The sequence below is a fragment of the Pseudaeromonas sp. HNCC25DJ180 genome, assembly GCF_055413345.1.
In genome coordinates this window covers 161987-187124 of record NZ_JBVAYF010000002.1, presented here as the reverse complement: position 1 = coordinate 187124, position 25138 = coordinate 161987, and the positions used below count along the sequence as shown (strand labels likewise).

The following is a 25138-nucleotide window of genomic DNA, read 5'->3' as shown; positions in this document are numbered from 1 at the left end:
TGCTGACTCGGCTGGCGACTGACGCTGACCAGTGTACGAGAGATAGTCCCAGCCAGTATGGGGAATTCCACAAGATCGGAGGATTAGGCAACTCCTCAGGAGGAGTGTGCTACCGGCCTCCCCCCTCTCACCGACCATACTAGCCTCGCATCATCACCCTTAGCACGAGGACACCATCATGTTAATGCGTCAATTAGGCCACCAGGGGCTCAGCGTTTCCGCCATAGGTCTGGGCTGTATGGGCATGTCGGATTTTTATGGCAGTAGCGACCAGGCCAGCAATCTGGCGGTACTGGCCAAGGCCCTGGAGCTGGGCGTTACCTTCTGGGATACCGCCGACATGTACGGTCATGGCAGCAATGAAGAGCTGCTGGGGCGCTTCTTCCAGCAGCACCCGGCAGCCAGAGAGCAGGTGCAACTGGCCAGCAAATTTGGCATCCAGCGCAATGCCCAGGGCGACTACACCGGCATAAATGGCCGCCCCGAGTATATCAAGCAGGCCTGTGATGCCTCCTTGCGTCGCCTGGGAGTCGAGCAGTTGGATCTCTACTATCAACATAGAGTGGATCAACAGGTGCCCATAGAGGAGACAGTCGGCGCCATGGCCGAGCTGGTCAAAGCGGGTAAGGTCAAATATCTGGGGCTCTCCGAGGCCAGTAGCCAGACCATAGCCCGCGCCCACAAAGTCCACCCCATCAGCGCCGTCCAGAGTGAATACTCCCTGTGGAGCCGGGATATCGAAGAGTCTGTGCTGGGTACCTGCCAGCGCCTGGGGATTGGCTTTGTCCCCTACAGCCCGCTGGGAAGAGGGTTTCTGACCGGTGCCATCCGCCAGCGTAGTGATCTGCAAGCCGATGATTGGCGCCTCTTCTCTCCCCGTTTCTCCGAGGAGAATTTTGCCCAGAATCTGCTACTGGTAGATAAGGTGGCCGCCATGGCCCAAGAGAAGGGGTGCACCAGTGCGCAACTGGCCCTGGCCTGGCTCTTGGCTCAAGCCCCCGGCATAGTGCCGATCCCCGGCACCCGCAGCAACCAACGCCTGGCCGAAAATGCGGCGGCCACTGACCTCACCTTGAGCACGATTGAGCTCACCGCACTCAATCAGACTCTGGAGCAAACCCTGATCCAGGGCGATCGCTATCCTGAGGCATTCAAGTCATTGCTGTTTGCCGATACCCCCGCCCTAGCCCTATAAAACACGAAAAAATACGCATGAGACCCGTGATAGGGTCTCATTTTTTTCCATATTTCCACTCGCCACCGATCTTTTTCCAATCCAGAACTAACTTTAAATGCAGACTGCCTGACTTTTAAGGAACAGATGCCATGCAGAAGCTGCTCCGTCACTTCAAGCTCACCACTCTATTACTGGCGATTGTCATCTGCCCTATCACCTACGCCGTCCTGATTGGTGGCTTTCTCATCTTCGGCCTGCAACAAGAGGTGACCCATGACCAGGAAGCGGTGAATCTAATGCGACTCATCACAGTACTCAACCTGGTGGTCGACACCAATGCCGCCGAGCGTGGTATCAGCATGGGGTTCCTAGCCAGCCAAGGAGCACGCTTTCGCAGTGAACTGCAGCAACGACAACAAGCCAGTGATGCCGCTTATCAGGCACTGCGCCAACATCTCGTCACCCTCCCCACCTACCAGACCCAGTTAACCGACATTCTAAGCAGCGAGGCCAAGCGGACAGAGATCCGGGAGCAGGTAGCCACACTCAAAACTCAGGGGGTATTCCTGGGTTTTAGCCATATCAATCAGCAACTCCTGGATGATATTCGTCTGCTGATAGGGAGGATACCCGTCGCCTATATCCGCAATGAAGGCGAAGGCGTGATCGCCCTCCTCCAACTCAAGGAACAAGCCGCCCAGATCCGAGGCTTGGTCAATGGCCTGCTCACAGCCAACCAGGCCACCCCGGAGCAACAAGTTAGCCTGAGCATGCTGCGCCGGGAGGAGCAACGGCAGTTGGAAATGCTGCATACCCTGGCTCTCACCTCACAACGGCAAACATTACAAAGTTGGAATGCCCAGAGCGAGTGGCAGCAGGTGATACACATACTGACCCAGATCAGCCAACAGGGAGCCGGCCCCTTCCCCGGTCTGGAGGCGAAAAGTTGGTTTAACCTAGCCACACGACGAATTGAACAAATGACGGCGCTGGCCGACCAACAAATTAGTGCTATGACGGCCGAAAGCGAAAAGAAGATCCAGAAGAATCAGTGGGCTGTCTGGATTTCCTGCTTCATGGCGGTGACCTCGACCCTGTTTTTGCTCGGTATCAGCCTGATGATTATCCGTATCACCAGCCACAGAGTGAGGCACATTGAACTGACCCTGGGACAGATAGCCGATCAGCAAGACTTGAGTCTACGGATCAACGAAAGTGGAAACGACGAACTGGCGCATATTGGTCTCGCCGTGGATAACCTGCTGCAAAACATGGTGTACCTACTCGATGGACTAAAAAATCACGCCGCCGAAGCACAGCAAGTAGCGGCGACCGTTGATAAACTCAGCGAGCAAGGCACACAACAAGCCCTAGCCACCCACCAACATGCCGATCAAATCGCTGCCGCCATAACCCAGATGGCACAATCGAGTATTGATGTAGCAGAGCACACCAAACAAGCCTCATTAGACACACAAGCTGTGCGCACTCTCGGAGCCGAAAACCGGGCCGTGAGTAGCCAGGCCAATCACTCTATTCGTCACCTGATGCAAGAGATCCAGCAAACTCACCATGAAGTAGACAGCCTAAGCAACGATAGTCGGCAGATAGGCTCTATCCTCGATACCATCCATGCCATCGCTGAACAGACCAATCTGCTGGCTCTGAATGCCGCGATTGAAGCCGCCAGGGCCGGTGAGCAGGGGCGCGGATTCGCGGTAGTTGCCGATGAGGTTAGGCAACTAGCCAACCGGAGTCAAAATGCGACCGGAGAGATCCGTACCATGATCAATCAACTGCAACAAAGTGCCGCCAGCGCACTGCAGCAGACGGCCCGCAGCCACACCAGCAGTGAAGAGACGGTTCAAGCCATCAGTCAGGCCGAACGAGCCATGCTGACCCTGTTTGAACACATAGATAGCCTCAATGGCATCATAGAGCAGATAGCCCTCTCCGTAACCGAACAGACCAGAGTTGCACAGCTGATCAACGAGCAGGTAGAGGGGGTGGCCACCCTGGCCGATGGTACTCACCAGATGGTCACAATGAGCCACCAACAGACCCAACTGCTGGACCAGACAGCCAGTCGGATCCACCATGAGCTGGATGCCTTTCGCTTACATCGTCAGATAAACTAGATAAGCCGAGTGAGTTTTATACAATTTATCCCGCAGCAGAGGGGCTAACCCCGCTGCTGCGGCCAATTCTTCGCCAAGCGGTAGACGGCACGGGAAAAAGGGGTTGACGCCCAAAGGGCAGATCCGCATAATTCGCCCGCACAGTTGAGCAGGGTACTGTTTAACAGTGAAGAGAGATGGCTATGTAGCTCAGTTGGTTAGAGCATCGCACTCATAATGCGGGGGTCACAGGTTCGAATCCCGTCATAGCCACCATAATTGGGGTGTCGCCAAGCGGTAAGGCAGCGGGTTTTGATCTCGCCATACCTAGGTTCGAATCCTAGCACCCCAGCCATCTCTTTGATGTCTCGCATCGTCTTGATGGTTGACTGATGGTTAGCTGGTCACCAGCATCTCTTCATATTGTGCAGCAGAATTTTTGATTGGGGTGTCGCCAAGCGGTAAGGCAGCGGGTTTTGATCTCGCCATACCTAGGTTCGAATCCTAGCACCCCAGCCATCTTCTACATTTCCTTGCAGAAGTTGGTTGGTCAAGTGAAATTCTGTTCCCGGATGGGGTGTCGCCAAGCGGTAAGGCAGCGGGTTTTGATCTCGCCATACCTAGGTTCGAATCCTAGCACCCCAGCCATCTCTTTGATGGTTGACTGAGTTGTTGGTTTTGATCTCGGCAATATGCCTAGGCTCAAATCACAGCACCCCAGGCATCTATTACTGTGTAGATAGTTTTTAGCTAGGTGTTACACCTAAGTCCAAACTCAGCTACCAGCAAGCAGGTTCCAATAGTAAAAGTTTCAAAATGGCTATGTAGCTCAGTTGGTTAGAGCATCGCACTCATAATGCGGGGGTCACAGGTTCGAATCCCGTCATAGCCACCATCCACTGGGGTGTCGCCAAGCGGTAAGGCAGCGGGTTTTGATCTCGCCATACCTAGGTTCGAATCCTAGCACCCCAGCCATATTTTGATACATTGGATTGAGTTGTTGGTTTTGATCTCGGCAATATGCCTAGGTTCGAATCCTAGCCCCCCAACCATATTGCTCCGATAGTAAAAAATTCAAAATGGCTATGTAGCTCAGTTGGTTAGAGCATCGCACTCATAATGCGGGGGTCACAGGTTCGAATCCCGTCATAGCCACCATCTCCCCCTGCACCTCGTTAACTTCACTTTACTGACCATCCGTTTCGTGGCTAATGCCTGCGCCTCTCATCACACCCCCACTCTCATTACAGACCCAGTGCATAACGCAGCGCCTTACGCTTGATAGGCCCGGCATGTTCTGCGGCCAGCAACCCCACGTTGCGCAATAAGCGCAGTGGCGCAGCCTGATTGCTAAAAGTCAGGTAGAAGAGATCCATGGCCGACTGCATCAACAGATTGTCGCGCCGCCTAACCCTCTCATACCCCTTGAGCACGAGCCCATCATCCCATGCCTCACCACTTTGCTGTGCCTCGGCAATGCGCTGACAAAGTTCGGTCACATCACGAAACCCCAGATTCACCCCCTGCCCCGCTAGCGGGTGTATGGTATGCGCCGCATCGCCTAACAACACGACCCGTCCCGCCACATAGCGCTGAGCATGACGCCGTGTCAGGGCAAAGCTGCCGCGCCCCGTCACCTGGAACTCAGGCAAACGAGAGGGGAAATGGCTCAGGATCTCCTGGGCCAGTTGCGTAACTGGCATGGCTTCCAAGGCGCGGATCCGCTCAGGCGTGTCATACCAGACCAGGGAAGCATGGGAGCCCGCCAGCGGCAGGAAAGCCCGAGGCCCCTGTGGGGTGAACTGCTGCCAGGTAATATCCTGTTGCCCTCCCGCTATATCCACATTGACCAGCAGGCAGCGCTGGCGATAGTCCCAACTGGTGGTACCAATATGACTCAGGCTGCGAGTCAGGGAGTGCGCCCCATCCGCCCCCAGCACCAGACGCGTGCGTAACCTCTGGCCGCCACTCAAGGTGAGATCGACCCCGCTGGCATCCTGCTGCAACGCCACCAGCTTGGCGGGCACACACAGGCTGACGCCCAAGCGTTCCAACTCTTGCCAGAGCGCCAGCTGGATCAGCCGATTCTCGACTATATATCCCAGCTCGCTCACCCCCAGCTCGTCGGCATGAAAGCGGGTCGCCATCTCCTCCCGCTCCCAGACTTCCAACCGCCGATAGGCGCAAGCGCGCATGGCCAGCAGCGGCTGCCAGACGCCGCAGGCCTTCAGCAAGGTGATAGAGGCCGGACTGATGGCCGACACCCGCAGATCCATGGCCTGCTCGGCACAGAAGGGTTGGGGCACGGCGCTCTCAAGAACACAGACACGCAAACCGCTCTGGGCCAGGCGACAGGCCGCAGCCGCCCCCACCATGCCACCACCAACCACGGCAATATCACACTCTGCAGGCAAAGAACTGACGGGCATAGCGCAGGGAAGGGTGGACATGGGCACTCTCTTGATAAGGATCAGGCTCGGAACTGCCATTCTACCTGACAGGTAGCGATTTGGCCTCACCCCCGCTTCACCCTTGGCTAACCCGCAATAACCCCATAAAAATGGGGGCTGGATAGAATCTGGTCACCACTCGGGATAGGGGGTAGAATAGCCGGTCCTTCAGGCCCGAAGCGTCAGCGCCTCCGGCCTTAACCGTTTTTTAGGTAAGTACGCAAGAATCTCCATGAGCAAAAAAGTGCATATCAAGACCTGGGGCTGTCAGATGAACGAGTACGACTCGTCCAAAATGGCCGATCTGTTGGGCGCCTCCCAAGGCTATGAGGCCACCGAGCTGGCCGATGAGGCCGATGTACTGGTGCTTAACACCTGTTCAATCCGGGAAAAGGCCCAGGAGAAACTGTTCCACCAACTGGGTCGCTGGAAAGAGCTGAAGAAGCAAAATCCTGATCTGGTGATCGCCGTCGGCGGCTGTGTCGCCTCCCAAGAGGGTGATGCCATTCGCCAGCGAGCGCCACAGGTCGATATCGTCTTCGGCCCCCAGACCCTGCACCGCCTGCCTGAGATGATCAAGCAAGTGCAAGGTGGCAAGGGCGCTCAGGTGGATGTCTCCTTCCCCGAGATCGAGAAGTTCGATGCCCTGCCCGAACCCCGCGCCGAAGGCCCGACCGCCTATGTCTCCATCATGGAGGGGTGCTCCAAATACTGCACCTACTGCGTGGTGCCCTATACCCGGGGCGAAGAGGTGAGCCGTCCACTCGACGATGTGTTGTTCGAAATTGCCCAGCTGGCCGCCCAAGACGTGCGTGAAGTCAACCTGCTGGGGCAGAACGTCAACGCCTATCGGGGCCCGACCCATGATGGCGAGATCTGCTCCTTCGCCCAGTTGCTACGTCTGGTCGCCGCCATCGACGGGATAGATCGCATTCGCTACACCACCAGTCATCCTATCGAATTCACCGACGATATCGTCGAGGTCTACAAGGATACCCCCGAGCTGGTCAGCTTCCTGCACCTGCCAGTGCAGAGTGGTTCGGATCGTATCCTGACTATGATGAAGCGCCCGCACACGGCGCTAGAGTACAAATCCAAGATCCGCAAGCTGCGGGCGGCTCGTCCGGACATCACCATCAGCTCCGACTTTATCGTCGGCTTCCCCGGTGAGACGGATGAGGACTTCGCCCGCACCATGAAGCTCATCGACGATGTGAAATTCGATATGAGTTTCAGCTTCATCTTCAGTCCGCGCCCCGGCACGCCGGCCGCCGACATGCCGGATGACACTCCCATGGAGGTGAAGAAGGAGCGTCTCTATCACCTGCAGCAGGTCATCAACAACCAGGCCATGCAGTACAGTCGGGAAATGTTCGGCACCATCCAGCGCATTCTGGTGGAAGGTCCGTCGAAGAATGACGTGATGGAGCTGCGCGGTCGTACCGAAAACAGTCGCGTCGTCAACTTCGAGGGGGATGCTCGCCTGATTGGTCAGTTTGTCGATGTGGAGATCACCGAAGTGTTCCCCCACTCCCTGCGTGGCAAGCTAGTACGTACCGAAGCCCAGATGGCGTTGCGCCAAAGCATTCGCCCCAGCGAGATCCTGGCCCGTCGCCCCGATGGCGTGGCCGATGAGCTGGGTGTCGCCACCTTCCGTCCCTGAGCCTGCCGGGGGCCGCTGCGCCCCCGTTTTCTAATTCGTCCGAGAGCATTGCCCGAGAGGATACATTGAGCCGTCATATCACCACCCTGGATCTGCACCTAGAGCCAGCCGATGCACAACGGCTGGCCAGCCTGTGCGGCCCTTTTGATGACAACATCAAGCAGATCGAACGCCGTCTAGGGGTCGAGATCGTCTACCGCCACAACCACTTCCAGATACTGGGTAAAGCGATCCAAGCCCAAGCCGTCTTTGAGCTGCTCAAACAGCTCTATGTGGAGACGCAGCCCCTACGCGGCCAGAAGCTTATCGACCTGACGCCAGAGCAGGTTCATCTGGCCATAGCGGGTTGCCACGCCCTGGAGCAAGCGCAGAGCGAACCGGATGAGGCTGCGGGCACCCTCCCCTATGGCAAGGAGGTCAACATCAAGACCAAGCGCGGCATGGTCAAACCCCGCACCCCGAATCAAGCCCAATACCTGGCCAATGTGGTAACCCATGACATCACCTTTGGCATAGGCCCAGCCGGTACCGGCAAGACCTATCTGGCCGTGGCCGCTGCGGTGGATGCCCTGGAGCGGCAAGAAGTACGTCGCATCCTGCTGACCCGCCCGGCGGTAGAGGCGGGCGAGAAACTGGGTTTTTTGCCGGGCGATCTCTCCCAGAAGGTGGATCCTTACTTGCGCCCCCTCTATGACGCCCTGTTCGAGATGCTGGGTTTCGAACGGGTGGAAAAATTGATCGAGCGCCAGGTGATCGAGATAGCCCCACTGGCCTATATGCGCGGCCGCACCCTGAACGATGCCTTCATCATACTGGACGAAGGGCAGAACACCTCGGTAGAGCAGATGAAGATGTTCCTCACCCGCATCGGCTTCAACTCCAAGGCGGTAGTCACAGGCGACATCACCCAGATCGACTTGCCGCGCAACCAAAAATCGGGCCTGCGCCATGCCATCGAGGTGTTAAGCGGTGTCGAGGGGCTCTCCTTCAACTTTTTCCAGGCCGGCGATGTGGTTCGTCATCCGGTTGTCGCACGCATAGTCCAGGCTTATGAATCCTTCGAGGAGCAGCAACGCCGCCTCGAGGCCGAACGTAAGTCGGGTCATCATCCTCAGGAGCCACAAGCATGAGTGTCATTCTCGATCTGCAACTGGCCTGCGCCGATGAGAGCGGCCTGCCCACCGAAGCCGAGTTTCAACGCTGGCTGGATGCCGCCATCCTTCCCTTCCAACAGGAGGCCGAGGTGACCATTCGCCTGGTGGATGTCGCCGAGAGCAATGAGCTGAATCTCACCTATCGCGGCAAGGATAAACCCACCAATGTGCTCTCCTTCCCCTTTGAGTGCCCACCCGGCATTGAGCTCCCCTTGCTGGGCGATCTCATCATCTGCCGTCAGGTGGTAGAGCAGGAAGCCCAGGAGCAAAACAAGCCATTAGCGGCCCATTGGGCCCATATGGTTGTGCATGGCAGCCTGCATTTGCTAGGGTATGATCATATTGAAGATGACGAAGCCGAAGAGATGGAAGCCCTGGAGATAGAATTCCTGGCGGCACTCGGCTTTGCCAACCCTTACCAAGACGATGAGATCTAAGGACACATCCAATCATCATGAGTGACGAACAGAGTCAGCCCACGACCCCACAGCGCAAGAAATGGCTCGATCGCTTGAGCCACCTGTTTCAGGGCGAACCTAAGGATCGCCATGAGCTGGTAGGCATGATCCAGGATGCCGAAGAGCGCGACGTCATTGATGAAGAGACCAAAGAGATGATCGAGGGGGTGCTCGAGATCGCCGAGCTACGGGTACGTGACATCATGATACCCCGCTCCCAGATGGTCACCATACGCCGCAATCAGCCGGTCGCCACCTTCCTGCCCATCATAATCGACTCTGCCCACTCCCGTTTTCCGGTCATCAACGAAGACAAGGATCATGTAGAGGGGATCTTGCTAGCCAAGGATCTGCTGCAATTCGCCTTCGGCCTCACCGACGAGCCCTTCACCTTTGATAAGGTGCTGCGCCAGGCCGTAGTGGTACCGGAAAGCAAGCGCGTGGATCGCCTGCTCAAGGAGTTTCAGCAGCAGCGCTATCACATGGCCATAGTGGTCGATGAGTTCGGCGGCGTCTCGGGCCTAGTCACCATAGAGGATATACTGGAGCTTATCGTCGGCGAGATCGAGGATGAGTACGATGCCGGAGACGAGGAGCAAGAGCAGATCCGCCGGATCAGCAAGAGTGTCTTCGCCGTTCATGGTCTGACGCCGATTGAAGAGTTCAATGAATTCTTCGACAGCAACTTCAGCGATGAAGAGGTCGATACGGTGGGCGGTCTGGTGATGCATGCCTTCGGCCATCTGCCCAAGAAGGGAGAGTCAGTGACGCTGGCCGACTTCAGCTTCAAGGTGGTGCATGCCGATCGCCGTCGTCTGCTGCAACTGCAGGTGAAGATCCCCCAGACCCACGAAGCTGAGGGTGATAGTCAAGAGCAGCCGTAAGAGCGGACCAACTGCCGTTGACGACAGCTTAAATTGGCCGGTGCCCTGCACTGGCCTTCCCATTTTCTGACTCAAGCTCACTAACTTAGACCCTATGATGACTCGACTCGCTTCTCTCACAGCTGGCTGGCGCGCCCCCCTTATTGCCACCCTGCTGGGCGCCGCTACTGTACCTGCCTTCGCCCCCTGGAATATTTGGCCCCTAGCGCTGTTGACCCTGGTGGGCCTGAACCTGCTGCTGCCTGGGCAGGGCGCGCGCCGCGCTGCCCTGCTGGGCTTCTGTTTCGCCTTCGGCCTCAACCTGCCAGGTCTGTGGTGGATCCATGTCAGCATGACGGCCTTTGGGGGCATAGCCCTGCCGGTCGCCTTCTTGATGGTCGCGCTGCTGGCGGCCTACCTGGCGATCTATCCCGCCCTGGCCTGCGGCCTGTTGGCCAAGCTGTTTCCCCGCGCGAAGCAAGAGCCCGCCTGGCTACGCCCGCTCTTCACCCTACCCGCCCTCTGGCTGCTATCAGACTGGGCCATGGGCCATATTCTTACCGGCTTTCCCTGGCTCTGGTTTGGCTACAGCCAGATCGACTCGCCTCTGGTGGGGATAGCCCCCGTGCTGGGAGTTCAGGGCGTGACGCTGGCCCTGCTGATTGCCGCAGGCGCCATCTCTCTGGCACTGCGCCAGCGCCGCCCGCTCTGGCTGCTGCTGCCCCTGGCGCTGTATGGCGCGGGTGGCCTGTTGCAACGCATCGAGTGGACGCAAGCTGGCAAGCCCGTCAAGTTTGCCCTGATGCAGGGCAATATTCCTCAGGCCGCCAAGTGGGATCCGAAGAACATCAAACCCACCCTGCTGCGTTATCTGGACATGAGCCGGGATCACCAGGACACCACCATCATGGTCTGGCCTGAATCGGCCATCCCCGCCCTGGAAAATGAGATGCAGCCGTTTCTCGCCAATATCGACAGTGCCATGCGCTTCAATAAGGTGGGTTTTATTACCGGCATCCAGTATATGGATCCTGATCATGGCCGCTTCTACAACGGCCTCATCAGCATAGGTCAGATCGATACCGCAGGTAAGGAGGCATATCGTTTCGGCCAAGGTAGCCGTTATTACAAGAGTCACCTGCTGCCAATTGGCGAGTTTGTCCCCTTTGGCAATCTGCTGCGCCCCATTGCCCCCTTCTTCAATCTCCCCATGTCCTCATTCAGCCGGGGAGAGACAGTGCAAACTAACCTGTTGGCCAATGGCTATCGCTTCGCCCCCGCCATCTGCTACGAAATGGCCTTCTCCGATGAGCTACGGCAGAACGTCCATGCCGATACCGACTATCTACTGACGGTGAGCAACGACACCTGGTTTGGTACCACCCACGGCCCCTGGCAGCATATGGAGATCACCCGCATGCGCGCCATTGAATTTGGCAAGCCGCTCATTCGCGCCACCAACAGTGGCGTCACGGTCGCCTTTGATGGCAAGGGTAAGCAACTGGGTATCTTGCCCCAGTTCAAGCAGGAGGTATTACGCGTGGAAGTGGCACCGGCTAAGGGACAAACCCCCTATAACCGCATCGGCAGCTGGCCGCTATTTGGCTTTGTAGTCATGGCGTTGCTGGGCGCCTTCTGGTATCAGCGCAAGTTCGCCCTTAAGAGTGACGCAGCTGGGCTCTAACCTGCATCAGGGCAAACCCCAATAGATTGGCACCACGCCACAAGGCGGGCGTGGTGACCTCTAGCGCATCATCGGCATAGCCTATGCTCCATACCCGGTCAGTGGGGTTGGCGGAGACCAGTACCGCCTCCCCTGTCCCCACCAGGTAATCCTGCAACGGCCTATGCTGGCTGAACTTGTGCAGATTACCCTCGACAACAATCGCATAGCGGCGACAAGCCCACAGGGCCTCATCATAGCCCTGTACCTTACGCCCCAGATATTGGGCTTCGCTAGGATCTTGCGAGGCGACAATTCGCGCCACCATCTCCTCATCACCAAACAGTCTGGCCTTAGCCGCCATCATGTAGTGCTCGGCGGTTGAATAGCGCACGCCTGCCACCTCAAAAGAGGCATCCCACCACTGGCATAGCACGCCAGGTCCAAGCGGCTTACCCAGAGTGGGGATGGGCCCCCAAAACGCAAGGTACTCCAGTTCAGGCTCCCGCGCCGCCTGCTCGATCAGACGTGCCAATAGCGGGTGCGGATAGCGATGGGATGGCTTGGTCATGAGAGCCTCCTGTTGGTAAGGGAGCGGCGGCTAGGCACCTGGCGCGGGGATCTGCCCGCAGATGCCATCAATAAAGGTTTTCAAGGGTTTTACCAGAGGCGAATCATTGCGCACGCCGCCAAACTCATCCGAGACAAGGATCTCCTTTTTCGAGCCATCCTTTTGTAACTGATAAGCCAGGTACATATGAGCCCCGCCGCCAATCAACATATTGCCGCTAATGTTGCCATATGACAATTGTTCGATAGCCGAGCGGAGTGTCTTGGCGCTGAGTTTGACGTTTTTGGTCTCGACCGAGCGCAGCGTATCTTGGGTGCCCCACAACCAGACTGATCTCTCTATCACCACAAATCCCGTGCTACTGATACGGCACGAGGTGGAGTAGAAATCGGTCGGGGTGGTTGCCGAGGAACGACTCACCTGAAACAGCATCTCAGCCGAAGCGCTGGAAACCAGCACGGGGAGCAACAACAAGGGCCACAACGGGCGGAACACAGATCGCAGCATGGATAAACCTCCTGTTTAGCTAGCCGCCAGTTCGGCCAACAGAGCCATTCTAAGCTCTTGGCATCGGCATACAGCTATCCACTCCCGTAATTGGTATTACCATAAAAAAATGAGCGGCACTCCACCTTGGCCAAGTGACCGCACCGTCACTCTTTATTAAACAAAAACGGCGACCCTAGGGTCGCCGTTGACTGAATCTTTGCCGGCGTTTAGACCGGATTGAGGCGCTCTGGCATGCCGGTACGCTGCTCCAGGGTCTGCTTGACCATGAAGGAGTCACTATCCTTGTTGGCGATGAAGCGGGTAATAGTCGGCGTCATGGGCAGCGGAGCATCCAGGGTGGATTGCAACTCATCCTGGCTGCGAGACAGGGGCTGGTGCACTTCCAGGTAGCGACCGCCATCCGGCTCTACTGTCGCCTTTACGGGTTGGTTCACGAATTGCACTCGGGTACCGACCGGGACCTGGTTAAACAGGTATTCGATATCTTCGTTGCGCAGACGCACACAGCCATGGCTGACCCGCAAGCCAATGCCAAACGAGGCGTTGGTACCATGCACGGCGTAGAGGCGGCCGATGTAAAGAGCAAACAGCCCCATGGGGTTTTCAGGACCGGCCGGAACGACGGCGGGCAGAGGCTCACCTTTGGCGGCGTACTCGGCATGGACCTTAGCTGTCGGCGTCCAAGTCGGATTGGCCCGCTTGCGTTGCACCGAGGTCACCCAGTTTTCCGGAGTATCAGTCCCCAGCTGACCTATGCCGATCGGCAAAACCTCCACCACATTGCGCCCCTTGGGGTAGTAGTAAAGACGCATTTCCGCCACGTTGATGACAATACCTTCACGAGGTGCATCCGGCAGGATCAACTGGTGCGGTATCTTCAGCACGCTGCCAGCCTTGGGCAGGTAGGGATCCACACCCGGATTAGCTTCCAGCATGTTGGTCAAACCCAACTGAAACTGAGCCGCAATCGTCTCCAGAGGCTGTTTATCATCAGGAACCACATACTCCTGGTTATCACCAATCAGTCGGCTGTTGGCCGCAGGCAGGGCGTATTCGAGGGCCGAGGCCGGCAAACTGTTCAAGGTCAGACCAAACAACAAGGCTGAGGCGGTGGAGCGAAGGATGTTCATAAAAGTCCTGTAAGGTTCTCTGATACCAAGCAAATAACCACGGCATGTGGTGGGTCTGACGCTCATGACAGATGAGTTCGTGACCAAGCCCGGCATTTTTCCCCGAACCGAGCAAGATTTCAACTCTAGCGTGATGGCTGGCACAGAAAAAAGGACCGAAGAAGGCGCAGAGGAAAGAGAAGGGCGCACTTGGCGCCCATCTTTACTCGGGGTATTGCGTTGCAGATGCCAAATATCTCAAAACAACCGTATCAGGGAGCCAAGGCCTCGCGACTAAATTCACTGCCGCCACACTCGATACAACTGACTATGCGCTCAGGGTGCAGCACCCAACGGCGGTGGCCGCACTGGTTGCACACCAAGACCCCCAAAGACATACGATCACCGACCTTATAGACGCCTTTGTGCTGCACCTCATCCAGCACCGCCTGCCACTCCACCTGAGTGCGGTCGGTCAACTCCAGCAGCCAACCCCAAATGGACTCCTGCAAGGCATTAAAGAAGGCCGAGTCCTTATAGCCGCCGGGAGCCTCCTCGAACTCCCGCAGATCCTCCCGGACATACTCGGCGATGAGCGCCAGCTCATCTCGAGTCAGCTCACCCGCGGCCTCCAGATAGGCTTGGGTGCGCTCCAATAACTTGCTTAAATTGGCCTCAGGCTCGGCGGCACGCCACTCGGCCTTCAGTCGCTCGATAAACGCGGCATAGCCTCTCAACTCTTTGGGCATAACCTGACTCCTCTTGGCAACTAAGGAAAGCAGCCAACCGCACTCATGGTTGACTGCCAGCCCATCACTATTGTTGGTGTGAACGTTAGCAAGTATTCTATGGTGGTTTTCTAACAGGATAGCCTATCCAATTCACACATATCGGATGTCACTGATGTCAGCCATGCAAGAACATTATAATCCCCAAGACCTGGAGCCGGCCGTACAGCAGCACTGGGATAAGAATCTGACTTTCAAGGCCGTAGAAAAGGTCGACAAAGAGAAGTTTTACTGTCTCTCCATGTTCCCCTATCCGTCTGGTCGTCTACACATGGGGCATGTGCGCAACTACACCATCGGTGATGTCATCTCCCGTTACCAGCGCCTGAATGGCAAAAATGTGATGCAACCCATAGGTTGGGACGCTTTCGGCCTGCCGGCAGAAAATGCCGCCATCAAGAACAACACAGCCCCCGCCAAGTGGACCTACGAAAATATCGCCTACATGAAGCGCCAGTTGAAGATGCTGGGGCTGGCCTACGACTGGGATCGCGAAATCGCCACCTGTACGCCGGAATACTATCGCTGGGAACAGTGGTTCTTTACCGAGCTCTATAACAAGGGGCTGGTTTACAAGAAGACCTCCTCCGTTAACTGGTGCCCGAATGACCAGACGGTGCTGGCCAACGAGCAGGTGCAGGATGGCTGTTGCTGGCGCTGTGATACCCCGGTGGAGCAAAAAGAGATCCCCCAGTGGTTTATCAAGATCACCGCCTATGCCGAAGAGCTGCTGACCGATCTGGATAAACTTGATGGCTGGCCGGAGATGGTCAAGACCATGCAGCGCAACTGGATTGGCCGCTCCGAAGGCCTGACCATGACCTTCGCCGTCGACGGCAGTGACGAACACTTCGATATCTACACCACCCGCCCAGACACCCTGATGGGCGTTACCTACGTGGCCGTGGCCGCCGGGCACCCGCTGGCCAAGCAGGCTGCCGAGCACAATCCGGCCCTGGCTCACTTCATCGAAGAGTGCAAGAACACCAAGGTGGCCGAAGCCGAGCTCGCCACCATGGAGAAGAAGGGGATGGCTACTGGCCTCTATGCCCTGCATCCACTCGCTGGTCGCCGCGTCCCCATCATGGTGGCTAACTTCGTACTGATGGACTACGGTACCGGCGCTGTCATGGCCGTACCGGCCCACGATCAGCGCGACTACGAATTTGCCCAGAAGTATGGTCTGGAGATCCGCGGCGTCATCCGCCCGACAGATGGCAGCGAGCTGGATATCAGTGCCGTGGCCTATACCGACAAGGGCCTACTGTTCAACTCTGGCGAATTTGATGGTCTGGCCTTCCAGGCCGCCTTCGATGCCATCTGCGCCAAGCTCGAAGCCCTGGGCAAGGGCAAGCGCACTGTCAACTTCCGCCTGCGCGACTGGGGGGTTTCCCGCCAACGCTACTGGGGCGCCCCTATCCCCATGCTGACCCTGGAAGATGGCAGTGTGGTGCCCGCGCCTCACGATCAACTGCCGGTGATCCTGCCGGAAGAGGTGGTGATGGATGGGGTACAGAGCCCCATCAAGGCCGATGCCGAGTGGGCCAAGGCCAGCTTTAACGGCCAACCGGCCCTGCGCGAGACCGACACTTTCGACACCTTCATGGAGTCCTCCTGGTACTACGCTCGCTACTGCAGCCCCGATTACCAAGAGGGGATGCTGGACAGTGAACGCGCCAACCACTGGCTGCCGGTGGATCAATATATCGGTGGCATCGAACACGCCTGTATGCACCTGCTCTATGCCCGCTTCTTCCACAAGCTGCTGCGCGATGCCGGCATGGTCAAGAGCGATGAGCCCTTCACCCGTCTGCTCTGTCAGGGCATGGTGCTGGCCGATGCCTTCTACTACACCGAACACGGCGCCCGCGTCTGGGTCAGTCCGGTGGATGTGAAGGTGGAGCGCGACGAGAAGGGGCGCATCATCAAGGCCGTGGACAACGAGGGGCGTGAGGTGATCCACACCGGCATGACCAAGATGTCCAAGTCCAAGAACAACGGCATAGACCCGCAACTGATGGTCGAGCGTTACGGCGCCGATACCGTGCGTCTGTTCATGATGTTTGCCTCCCCGGCCGACATGACCCTGGAGTGGCAGGAGTCCGGAGTCGAGGGAGCCCAACGCTTCCTGCGCCGACTGTGGAAGGCGGTGGCCGAGCATACGGCCCGAGGCCCAGTAGGGGCTCTGGATGTTGCCAGCCTCAGCAATGAGCAGAAGGCGCTGCGCCGTGAGCTGCACAAGACCATAGCCAAGGTATCCGATGACATAGGTCGTCGTCAGACCTTCAACACCGCCATCGCCGCCATCATGGAGCTGATGAACCGGCTGGCCAAGGCAGCGCAAGAGTCCGAGCAAGACCGCGCCCTGACCCGCGAAGTGCTGAGCAAGGTGATCCTGATGCTCTACCCCATCACCCCCCACATAGGTTTTGCCCTGTGGCAAGAGTTGGGTGGTAGTGGCGTCATCGATGATGCCCAGTGGCCAGTGGCCGACAGTTCCGCCTTGGTGGAGGATGAAAAGCTGGTGGTGGTACAGGTCAACGGTAAGGTGCGCGGCAAACTTACCGTGCCTGCGGATGCCAGCGAAGAGCAGGTCAAGGCTCTGGCTTTTGCCGATAGCAGCGTGGCCAAATTCACCGAAGGCAAGGAAGTGCGCAAGGCCATTTATGTGCCGGGCAAGCTGCTGAATCTGGTTGTGGCATAAAGAGGTGATGATGAACACAGGCCTAACTCGTTGGTTGCTGTTGCCCCTGCTGGGCCTGTGGCTCTCTGGCTGCGGTTTACATATGCGGGGGGCGATCAACATCCCCCCCGAATATCAAAAGGTGCAGTTGAACGGCGACGATAAGAGCGATCTCTACCGCATGGTCGCCATCCGTCTCGAGCGGGTGGGCGTCCAATTGGTGGAAGGACGATCCGATGTCCCCCAACTGACCCTGGGCAATATCCAGATTAACAATCAGGTAGCCTCGGTGGATAGCCGCTCCCAAGACGTGGAGTACATAATGCAGTTCAATACCCAGTACAGCCTCTCGCTGCCAAATCATGAGCCCCAGAAGTTCAACGCCACCTTTAACCGCAGCTTCCTCAACAAGAGTTCGGAGGCCCTGGCCTCCAGCCGTGAGCAGGAGCAGCTCACTCATGAGATGCTCGAGCAATCGGCGGATCTGATCCTGATCCAGCTCAGCCGCCTCAAGTACTGATGCGGCTCTACCCGGAACAACTCGACGCTCATCTCAAGGCAGGGCTCAAGCCCTGCTATCTGGTGTTTGGCGATGAACCTCTACAAAAGCAGGAGGCGCTGGATGCCATCCGCGCCGCCGCCCTGCAGCAAGGCTTTAGCGAGCGCTACCGTTATGCTACCGATGACAACCCGGATTGGGAGCAGGTGCTGGCCAGCTGCCATGCCCTGAGCCTGTTTGCCAGCCGCCAGATATTGGAGCTGGAGTTGGGCGAGAAGTCCCCCAAGGAGTGGGCCGAACGCATCCAGGCCATCCAGGCGGCCCTGCATCCCGATCTGCTGTTGCTTGTCTCCGGGCCCCGGCTCTCTGCAGCCCAAAGCAAGGCCAAATGGTTCGACGGCCTCAATCGCCTGGGGGTCTACCTCCCCATCACCTTTCCCGAGGGACGCCACTTCACCCGCTGGATGCAGAATCGCTGCCAGCAGGCTGCCATTGCTCTGCAGCCAGAGGCGATCCAATTTCTCTGCCACGCCTTCGAAGGCAATCTGTTAGGCGCCGCCCAAGCGGTGGAAAAACTGGCCCTGCTAGGCCTGCCACAACCCATCAAGCTGCAGGCGCTGCAGGAAAACATCACCCAGCAAAACCACTTCACCCCCTTTCAGTTCATAGACACCCTGCTGGAGGGCAAGGCCAATCGCGCCCAGCGTATGCTGCTGCAGCTGCGTGGCGAAGGGGTGGAGGCGGGCATGCTCTGCTGGAGCCTGGCTCGGGAGCTGGAACAGTTGCTTCGGCTGAGATTGGCCATGGAAGAGGGGCAAGCCTTGGGCCCCTTGCTGGAGCAGGCTCGAGTCTGGTCCAGCCGTCAACCTCTGTATCAGAGCGCCCTGCAGCGGCTGAACAGTCACCAGCTACACCAACTCGTCAGTTTGACCGTGCAACTGGATAGCAGTGTGCGCCGCTTTGAGCAGGAGGAGGCCTGGCTGTTGCTACAAAGCCTCTGTATTGGCTTCAAGAACCCGAGCGGCCTGGAGTTTCTGCTGCCATGAAGCGGGCCATCGGCATACTGGGGGGCACTTTCGACCCCATCCACAACGGCCATCTGCTACCGGCCCAGCACGCCATGCAACAACTGCAGCTGGCCGAGCTACGCCTGCTGCCCAACCACATTCCACCCCATAGACCCCAGCCTGTGGCCAGCAGCGCACAGCGTCTGGCCATGGCCCAGCTGGCAGCCAGCAGCCTGCCCGGTTTTCGGGTGGATGATAGAGAGCTCAAACGTAGCCACCCCTCCTATACCATCGATACCCTGATTGAACTCAGGCGCGAGTTGCCGGATACCCCGCTCTGTTTTCTCATCGGCATGGACTCCCTGCTCGGCCTCAGCCGCTGGCATCGCTGGCAAGAACTCACCGACTACGCCCATCTGGTGGTGAGTGTGCGCCCCGGCTGGCAACCCGACTTCTCACCCGAGATCCAACAATTTTTAGCCCGCCATAGCTGCCAGGATCCGCTGGCCGTGCATGGTCAACTGGCAGGTCTGTTGTTGCTGCTGAACAACGATCCCATCGCCATTTCCGCCACCGCGCTGCGCCAGGCGCTACGGTCGGGCGAGCTTCCTGCCGCCTGGTTGCCTGAGAAGGTGGCGGAATATATTCGCCATGGGCGGATCTATGGCGACAGCGTGTTATAATCTGCGCCCCGTTGCGCACCAACCCATTTTGCGCCACTCGCTGATACTCATACCGGAGGTTTCTCTTTGCAAGGCCAGCCACTCCACGCTTTTATTGCTGACAAGATCGACGATTTGAAAGGCCGTGACATCGTCATGATCGATGTACGCGGCAAATCCAGCATCACAGACTGCATGATCATCTGCAGTGGCAACTCCAATCGCCATGTTTGCGCCATCGCCGAGCATGTGGCCGATGAGCTGCGTCATGCCGGCCTCCAGCCCCTGGGTATAGAGGGCAAAGAGCTGGGCGAGTGGGTGCTACTGGACATGGGTGATGTGCTCATCCATGTGCTGCAGGACGAGACCCGCCACCTCTATCAGTTGGAAAAACTGTGGCGTGGTGACTTTGCCGAGGCGGCGGCCTGAGCATGAAGATCCAACTGTTTGCCGTCGGCACCAAGATGCCGGATTGGGTCACCACTGGCTTCAATGAGTACCAGCGGCGCTTTCCCAAGGATCTACCGCTAGAGCTGGTTGAGATCCCGGCGGGCAAACGGGGTAAGAATGCGGACATAGCCCGCATCCTGCAAAAGGAGGGGGAGTTGACCCTGGCGGCTATCGCCAAGGGAGCCCGCATTGTCACCCTGGATATTCCCGGTAAACCCTGGACCACGGAGCAACTGGCGAATCAGCTGGAAGCCTGGAAGCAAGATGGCCGCGATGTCGCCCTGCTCATTGGCGGCCCGGAAGGACTCTCTCCCGAGTGCAAGGCCCTGGCCGAGCAGAGCTGGTCCCTCTCGCCCCTGACCCTGCCACACCCCCTGGTGCGCGTGGTGGTAGCCGAGAGCCTCTACCGGGCCTGGAGCATCACCACCAATCACCCCTATCACAGAGAGTGACATGCTGAGCCAGCGTATCTCCATCAAGGATAACAGTGCCGAAGCGGCGCTATTTCGTCGCCGGGCCATGGTCGCCATGGCGGGTGTCATAGTCCTGACGCTGATGCTGCTTGCCAACCTCTATGTGGTGCAGATAGTGCACCACGATGACTATCAGACGCGCTCCAACGACAACCGCATCAAGGTCGTACCGGTGGCACCGCCTCGCGGTCTCATCTTCGATCGCAACGGCACCCTGCTGGCCGAAAATCGCCCCGTCTTCAGCCTGGAGATCATACCCGAAGAGGTGGATGATCTGCCCAAAGCGCTGGATGAGCTGATCGCCATGCTGAAGCTGGAGCCGGAGGAGAAGGAGCGATTTCTCAAGGAGGTCAAGCGCCACCGCCGCTTCAATCCCATCACCCTGGCCGAGCGACTCAGCGAAGAGCAGGTCGCTACCTTCTCGGTGAATCAGCACCGCTACCCCGGTGCCAGCATCGAGGCTTATCTCAAGCGCTTCTACCCCTTTGCCGACACCTTCACCCATGCTCTGGGTTATGTGGCCCGCATCAACACCACGGATCTACAGCAACTGGATGAGCAGGGTAAACTGGCTAACTATGCCGCAACCCGGGACATGGGTAAGCAGGGCATAGAGAAAAACTATGAGGAGCTGCTGCATGGCCAGGCCGGCTATCAGGAGGTCGAGGTCAACAACCGTGGGCGCGTCATCCGCACCCTCAAGTATCAACCGCCGGTGGCGGGCAAGGATCTCTACCTGACCCTGGATCTGCGCTTGCAGCAGAAAGCCCAGGAGCTGCTCGCCGGACGCCGAGCCGGCATAGTGCTGCTGGATCCGAAGAGCGGGGGCGTACTGGCTCTGGTCTCCTCCCCCAGCTATGACCCCAATCTGTTTGTGCGCGGCATCCGCACCAAGGAGTATGCCACCCTGCTCACCGATCCGGCCCGCCCCCTGATCAACCGGGTGAGTCAGGGTGGGTACGCTCCCGCCTCCACCGTCAAACCCCTGCTGGCGGTAATGGGGCTCAACGAGGGGGCTATCACCCCCTATAGCCGCTTCTTCGGCGGCCCCTTCTTCCAACTGCCCGGCTCCAGCCACAAATTCCGCGACTGGAAGAAATGGGGCCATGGTTGGCTGGATGTCTACCGGGCCATCGAAGTCTCAGCCGATACCTTTTTCTATGATCTGGCCTACCGTACCGGCATCGACACCATGCACAAGTACATGACGGCCTTCGGCTTTGGCCAATATTCGGGGCTAGACCTCAAAGAAGAGAGCACAGGGGTCATGCCCTCCCGTGACTGGAAAAAGCTGCGCCGCCATCAAACTTGGTATCTGGGTGACACCATATCTGTGGGCATAGGCCAGGGTTACTGGACAGCCACCCCGATCCAACTGGCTCGCGCCCACAGCATTCTCACCCAACATGGCCACAACGTGATACCCCACATGCTCAAGAGCATCCGCGAGGGGGATGGTCATCAGGAGCCGTTCCGGGAGCCGACCAATAAGGCCCTGGCGGTCAAGGATGATAACTATTGGAAAGTGGCCATGGAGGGGATGTATCGCGTGATCAACGGCAGCGAAGGTACGGGTCGCAAGGCCTTTGCCAACACTCCTTACAAGGCGGCCGGCAAATCAGGTACCGCCCAGGTGGTGGGCCTGAAGCAAGATCAGAAATATGATGCCAAGCGCATCAAGGAAGAACACAGGGATAATGCCCTGTTTGTCGCCTTCGCCCCCTATGACGCCCCCAAGGCGGTTGTCGCCTTGATCCTGGAAAACGCGGGCGGCGGTAGCGCCAATGCGGCCCCGGTCGTGCGCGCCATGCTGGATGCCTACCTGCTTCCCGAACAGCCGGCCAGTGCCGCAGTGGAACCTACCCCATGATTAGACAAGACTCTAACGCATCACTCTGGCAGCGCTTCCATATCGACATCCCCCTGCTGCTGGGGCTGTTAGCCCTACTGCTGGTCAGCCTGGTGGTGCTCTACTCCGCCTCAGGTATGCATGTGGATATGCTGATCCGTCAACTGCTGCGTACCGGCATGGCCTTCGGGCTGATGATCTTTATGGCCCAGTTGCCTCCCTCCTTCTACGCCCGCTGGGCGCCACCAGCCTTTGCCTTGTGCATAGTGCTGCTGCTGTGCGTCATGGTGTTTGGCCATATCGGCAAGGGGGCGCAACGCTGGCTGGATCTGGGCTTTATCAAGTTCCAGCCCTCAGAGTTTTTAAAACTCATCATGCCGATGACCATAGCCGGCTACCTGAGTCGGCATGCTCTGCCACCCAAGTTTAAACACCTCATCATAGCCCTGATATTGGTGCTATTTCCCACCCTGCAGATTGCCGAGCAACCCGATCTGGGCACCGCCATCCTGGTGGCCGTTTCCGGTATCTTCGTCATCTTTCTGGCGGGGATTAACTGGTATCTGATCTTGGCCGCCGGGGTGGCACTGGCCAGTTTCCTGCCGGTACTCTGGTTCTTCCTGATGCATGATTATCAGCGGCAGCGGGTCCTCACCTTCCTGGATCCAGAAACTGACCCATTGGGCACCGGCTACCACATTATTCAGTCGAAGATCGCCATCGGCTCCGGTGGCCTGTTTGGCAAGGGGTGGCTCAATGGCACCCAGTCTCAGCTGGAGTTTTTACCCGAGCGACATACCGACTTCATCTTTGCCGTGTTCAGCGAGGAGTTCGGTCTAGTGGGCTTCTGCCTCTTGATGTGCCTCTATCTCTATGTCATCAGCCGCTGCATGACCATCAGCCTGCAAGCCCAAGGTTCCTTCGAGCGCCTGCTGGGTGGTGCCCTGACCCTGACCTTCTTCTTCTACATATTTGTTAACATCGGCATGGTCAGTGGCCTGCTGCCCGTGGTGGGGGTACCCTTGCCGCTCATCAGCTATGGTGGCACCTCAATGGTGACGCTGGCCGCGGGCTTTGGCATTCTGATGTCTATTCAAACCCACCGTCGACTACTCGCCTGACCCTGGAGCCCTGCATGCGTCTACTTGCCCTGATCCTGGCCCTCATCACAGCGGGCTCTGCCCTGGCTGCCCCCCTTCGCCCTGAGGATGAACTGCGGCTCCACCAGTTGAGCCAGGAGCTGACCATACCCTATGCCGATCTCGTAGAGGCCATAACCCTGGCCACCTACCGTCCAGCGGTGATCGATGCCATCACCCGCCCCTGGGAAGCCAAGCCCTGGTATCAATACCGCCCCCTGTTTGTCACCCCGGCACGTATCGAAGCCGGTGTCCGCTTCTGGCGACAACATGCCGTTTTGTTGCAGAAGGCCCAGCAGCAGTTCCAGGTGCCGGCCGAGGTGATCGTCGCCATCATAGGGGTCGAGACTAAATATGGCAGCCAGATGGGCGACCACCCACTGCTGGACGCCCTCTACACCCTGGGTTTTTACTATCCTGCCCGCGCCCCCTTCTTCAGCAAGGAGTTTGCCCAGTACACCAAGCTGGCAAAAGCCCAAGGCTGGCCCCTGGCCGAGCGTAAAGGCTCCTACGCCGGCGCCATGGGCATGGGACAGTTTATGCCCTCCAGTTACCTGCACTTCGCCGTCGATTTTGATAGTGATGGTCACACCGATCTCTTCACCAGCCCAGCCGATGCCATAGGCAGCGTGGCCAACTACTTTGCTGAACACAAGTGGCATTACGGCGAGCCAGTGGCCCACCTGGTTCACGTCACCAATCCGGAGCAAGTGGTCTCATTCCTGACCCCAGGGTTAGCGCCCAACCAGAGCTGGCAACAACTGCAAGCAGCCGGTGTGAGCAGCCGCACAGAGATAGCCGCCAACACGCCGGTGAAATTGCTTAAACTGGATCAAGCCACAGGCCCAGAGTACTGGGTAACGGAACAGAACTTCTATGTGATCAGCCGTTACAACCGCAGTCCGCTCTACGCCATGGCCGTCACCCAATTAAGTGAGAGCATAGCCCAAGCCTATCATGCGAAATAAGGTCATACCCTACCTGCTGCTCGGCTGCCTCGGCCTGGCAGCTTGCAGCAGCCCCCCCCCTGCTCCGCGCCAGAGCTCGACTCCCGCCAAAGCGGGGGGGCCGGATTTGAGCGGAGTAGGCGGCGTCACCCCGCGCTTTGAACCCCCCAGCCGCATTGGCAACAAGGATTATGTGGTGTTCGGCCAACCCTATAAGGTGTGGAATGGTATCGATCACTATCAGGAAGAGGGCACCGCTTCCTGGTATGGGCCGGGATTTCATGGCCTCTACACCTCCAACGGCGAACTCTACAATCAGGAGGAGGTCTCGGCAGCGCATAAGAATTTACCCCTGCCCTCCTATCTGAAAGTCTCCAACCTGGATAATGGCAAGGCGATCGTGGTACGAGTCAACGATAGAGGCCCCTTTCACGGTGATCGCATTCTGGATCTCTCCCACGGTGCCGCCAGCCAGCTGGGGTTAGTGGGGCCAGGCACCGCGCGCGTCAAGGTTGAGTTGGTCAAGGTGTCGCCCCCAGCCAATGCAGCCGAAATCATAGCTCGGCACGAGGCCAGAACCATTCAACTGTTGGCCACCAACTCTGAGCTCAAAGCCCAGGATGCCGCCAAGGCGCTGAGCAAACGCTTCGGTCATCCCGTGAAGGTGGTGAAGATCAATCCGCAGATCTACCGCCTGCACTTAGGACCACTGGCGCGCAAGGAGGCCGAGCAGATGCTCTCAACCCTGCGTGGCTCGGGCTATCGCCAAGCTTTCTTTGTGAATTGACGGCAAAACCACACTCCTGACTCAGAGCAAATTGGTCATTTTGCCAGCTTGATCTGCCATGCAAAAATCATAAAACTGTCACGCTTCGCATTTTGGACAAAAATAGAGCAAGGATCGTG

22 protein-coding genes and 7 tRNA genes are annotated in these 25138 nt (G+C 57.9%); 24 read left to right on the top strand and 5 right to left on the bottom strand.

Going from position 1 to position 25138, the window contains the following annotated elements; translation table 11 throughout:
- Positions 1-178: 178 nt before the first annotated feature.
- From ACZYTD_RS02735 to ACZYTD_RS02695, 9 genes are all read left to right on the top strand, one after another.
- Complete coding sequence (locus ACZYTD_RS02735) at positions 179-1195, top strand: aldo/keto reductase (RefSeq protein ID WP_463888869.1); 1017 nt, start codon at positions 179-181, stop codon at positions 1193-1195.
- A gap of 131 nt (positions 1196-1326) precedes the next feature.
- A complete protein-coding gene (locus ACZYTD_RS02730; protein ID WP_463888867.1) occupies positions 1327-3315 on the top strand; it encodes a methyl-accepting chemotaxis protein in 1989 nt (662 codons plus the stop codon).
- A gap of 178 nt (positions 3316-3493) precedes the next feature.
- Positions 3494-3570, top strand: a tRNA-Met gene (locus ACZYTD_RS02725).
- A 4-nt stretch (positions 3571-3574) separates the two neighbouring features.
- Positions 3575-3649: transfer RNA gene (locus ACZYTD_RS02720), tRNA-Gln, on the top strand.
- 89 nt (positions 3650-3738) lie between these two features.
- Positions 3739-3813: transfer RNA gene (locus tag ACZYTD_RS02715), tRNA-Gln, on the top strand.
- A gap of 54 nt (positions 3814-3867) precedes the next feature.
- Positions 3868-3942 (top strand) — tRNA-Gln (locus tag ACZYTD_RS02710).
- A 170-nt stretch (positions 3943-4112) separates the two neighbouring features.
- Positions 4113-4189 (top strand) — tRNA-Met (locus tag ACZYTD_RS02705).
- Between the two features lie 5 nt (positions 4190-4194).
- Positions 4195-4269, top strand: a tRNA-Gln gene (locus ACZYTD_RS02700).
- 106 nt (positions 4270-4375) lie between these two features.
- A tRNA-Met gene (locus tag ACZYTD_RS02695) sits at positions 4376-4452 on the top strand.
- Positions 4453-4538: 86 nt separating this feature from the next.
- Here ACZYTD_RS02695 and ACZYTD_RS02690 read toward each other — a convergent pair.
- Positions 4539-5744, bottom strand: coding sequence for an FAD-dependent monooxygenase (locus ACZYTD_RS02690; RefSeq protein ID WP_463888864.1), 1206 nt, complete (start codon positions 5742-5744; stop codon positions 4539-4541).
- 232 nt (positions 5745-5976) lie between these two features.
- Between ACZYTD_RS02690 and miaB the strand changes: the two genes are divergently transcribed.
- The 5 genes from miaB (at position 5977) to lnt (ending at position 11566) form a co-directional block, all read left to right on the top strand.
- Entirely contained in the window at positions 5977-7407 is a 1431-nt protein-coding gene (miaB, locus tag ACZYTD_RS02685) for a tRNA (N6-isopentenyl adenosine(37)-C2)-methylthiotransferase MiaB (protein WP_463888861.1), read from the top strand.
- A gap of 65 nt (positions 7408-7472) precedes the next feature.
- Positions 7473-8537 (top strand): PhoH family protein, encoded by a 1065-nt coding sequence (locus tag ACZYTD_RS02680; protein WP_463888859.1) that lies wholly within the window; start codon positions 7473-7475, stop codon positions 8535-8537.
- Positions 8534-8998, top strand: coding sequence for an rRNA maturation RNase YbeY (gene ybeY / locus ACZYTD_RS02675; protein WP_463888856.1), 465 nt, complete (start codon positions 8534-8536; stop codon positions 8996-8998). Before ACZYTD_RS02680 ends, ybeY begins: the two co-directional genes overlap by 4 nt.
- Before the next feature lie 17 nt (positions 8999-9015).
- Positions 9016-9903 carry a CNNM family magnesium/cobalt transport protein CorC gene (gene corC, locus ACZYTD_RS02670; protein ID WP_463888854.1) on the top strand — a complete coding sequence of 296 codons (888 nt, stop codon included), beginning with the start codon at positions 9016-9018 and terminating at the stop codon, positions 9901-9903.
- Between the two features lie 97 nt (positions 9904-10000).
- Complete coding sequence (gene lnt / locus ACZYTD_RS02665) at positions 10001-11566, top strand: apolipoprotein N-acyltransferase (RefSeq protein ID WP_463889071.1); 1566 nt, start codon at positions 10001-10003, stop codon at positions 11564-11566.
- Here lnt and ACZYTD_RS02660 read toward each other — a convergent pair.
- The 4 genes from ACZYTD_RS02660 to ACZYTD_RS02645 all read right to left on the bottom strand — a co-directional run bounded on the left by ACZYTD_RS02660 (position 11541) and on the right by ACZYTD_RS02645 (position 14484).
- The gene (locus ACZYTD_RS02660) at positions 11541-12116 is read right to left on the bottom strand and encodes an NADAR family protein (RefSeq protein ID WP_463888852.1); all 576 of its coding nucleotides are present in this window, start codon (positions 12114-12116) and stop codon (positions 11541-11543) included. The two genes, lnt and ACZYTD_RS02660, sit on opposite strands and share 26 nt — an antisense overlap.
- A gap of 30 nt (positions 12117-12146) precedes the next feature.
- Positions 12147-12623: a hypothetical protein gene (locus ACZYTD_RS02655; protein WP_463888849.1), complete on the bottom strand. Its 477-nt coding sequence runs from the start codon at positions 12621-12623 to the stop codon at positions 12147-12149.
- Positions 12624-12832: 209 nt separating this feature from the next.
- The gene (locus ACZYTD_RS02650) at positions 12833-13756 is read right to left on the bottom strand and encodes a L,D-transpeptidase family protein (protein WP_463888846.1); all 924 of its coding nucleotides are present in this window, start codon (positions 13754-13756) and stop codon (positions 12833-12835) included.
- Between the two features lie 251 nt (positions 13757-14007).
- Positions 14008-14484 (bottom strand): zinc ribbon-containing protein, encoded by a 477-nt coding sequence (locus tag ACZYTD_RS02645; protein WP_463888844.1) that lies wholly within the window; start codon positions 14482-14484, stop codon positions 14008-14010.
- Positions 14485-14647: 163 nt separating this feature from the next.
- Here ACZYTD_RS02645 and leuS point away from each other — a divergent pair, with 163 nt between their 5' ends.
- From leuS to ACZYTD_RS02595, 10 genes are all read left to right on the top strand, one after another.
- On the top strand, positions 14648-17227 hold the full coding sequence (gene leuS / locus ACZYTD_RS02640) for a leucine--tRNA ligase (RefSeq protein WP_463888842.1): 2580 nt from the start codon (positions 14648-14650) through the stop codon (positions 17225-17227).
- A gap of 10 nt (positions 17228-17237) precedes the next feature.
- Positions 17238-17726 (top strand): LPS-assembly lipoprotein LptE, encoded by a 489-nt coding sequence (locus ACZYTD_RS02635; RefSeq protein WP_463888839.1) that lies wholly within the window; start codon positions 17238-17240, stop codon positions 17724-17726.
- Positions 17726-18751 carry a DNA polymerase III subunit delta gene (gene holA, locus ACZYTD_RS02630; RefSeq protein WP_463888838.1) on the top strand — a complete coding sequence of 342 codons (1026 nt, stop codon included), beginning with the start codon at positions 17726-17728 and terminating at the stop codon, positions 18749-18751. The genes ACZYTD_RS02635 and holA overlap by 1 nt, the downstream gene beginning before the upstream one ends.
- Entirely contained in the window at positions 18748-19395 is a 648-nt protein-coding gene (gene nadD, locus ACZYTD_RS02625) for a nicotinate-nucleotide adenylyltransferase (protein WP_463888836.1), read from the top strand. The genes holA and nadD overlap by 4 nt, the downstream gene beginning before the upstream one ends.
- A 66-nt stretch (positions 19396-19461) precedes the next feature.
- Positions 19462-19803 carry a ribosome silencing factor gene (rsfS, locus tag ACZYTD_RS02620; RefSeq protein WP_463888833.1) on the top strand — a complete coding sequence of 114 codons (342 nt, stop codon included), beginning with the start codon at positions 19462-19464 and terminating at the stop codon, positions 19801-19803.
- Positions 19804-19805: 2 nt separating this feature from the next.
- On the top strand, positions 19806-20276 hold the full coding sequence (gene rlmH, locus ACZYTD_RS02615; RefSeq protein ID WP_463888831.1) for a 23S rRNA (pseudouridine(1915)-N(3))-methyltransferase RlmH: 471 nt from the start codon (positions 19806-19808) through the stop codon (positions 20274-20276).
- Between the two features lies 1 nt (position 20277).
- Complete coding sequence (mrdA, locus tag ACZYTD_RS02610) at positions 20278-22167, top strand: penicillin-binding protein 2 (protein WP_463888828.1); 1890 nt, start codon at positions 20278-20280, stop codon at positions 22165-22167.
- Positions 22164-23267 carry a rod shape-determining protein RodA gene (gene rodA / locus ACZYTD_RS02605; RefSeq protein ID WP_463888825.1) on the top strand — a complete coding sequence of 368 codons (1104 nt, stop codon included), beginning with the start codon at positions 22164-22166 and terminating at the stop codon, positions 23265-23267. The genes mrdA and rodA overlap by 4 nt, the downstream gene beginning before the upstream one ends.
- A gap of 14 nt (positions 23268-23281) precedes the next feature.
- Positions 23282-24253 carry a lytic murein transglycosylase B gene (gene mltB / locus ACZYTD_RS02600; protein WP_463888822.1) on the top strand — a complete coding sequence of 324 codons (972 nt, stop codon included), beginning with the start codon at positions 23282-23284 and terminating at the stop codon, positions 24251-24253.
- A complete protein-coding gene (locus ACZYTD_RS02595) occupies positions 24243-25019 on the top strand; it encodes a septal ring lytic transglycosylase RlpA family protein (RefSeq protein ID WP_463888819.1) in 777 nt (258 codons plus the stop codon). The genes mltB and ACZYTD_RS02595 overlap by 11 nt, the downstream gene beginning before the upstream one ends.
- Positions 25020-25138: the final 119 nt, after the last annotated feature.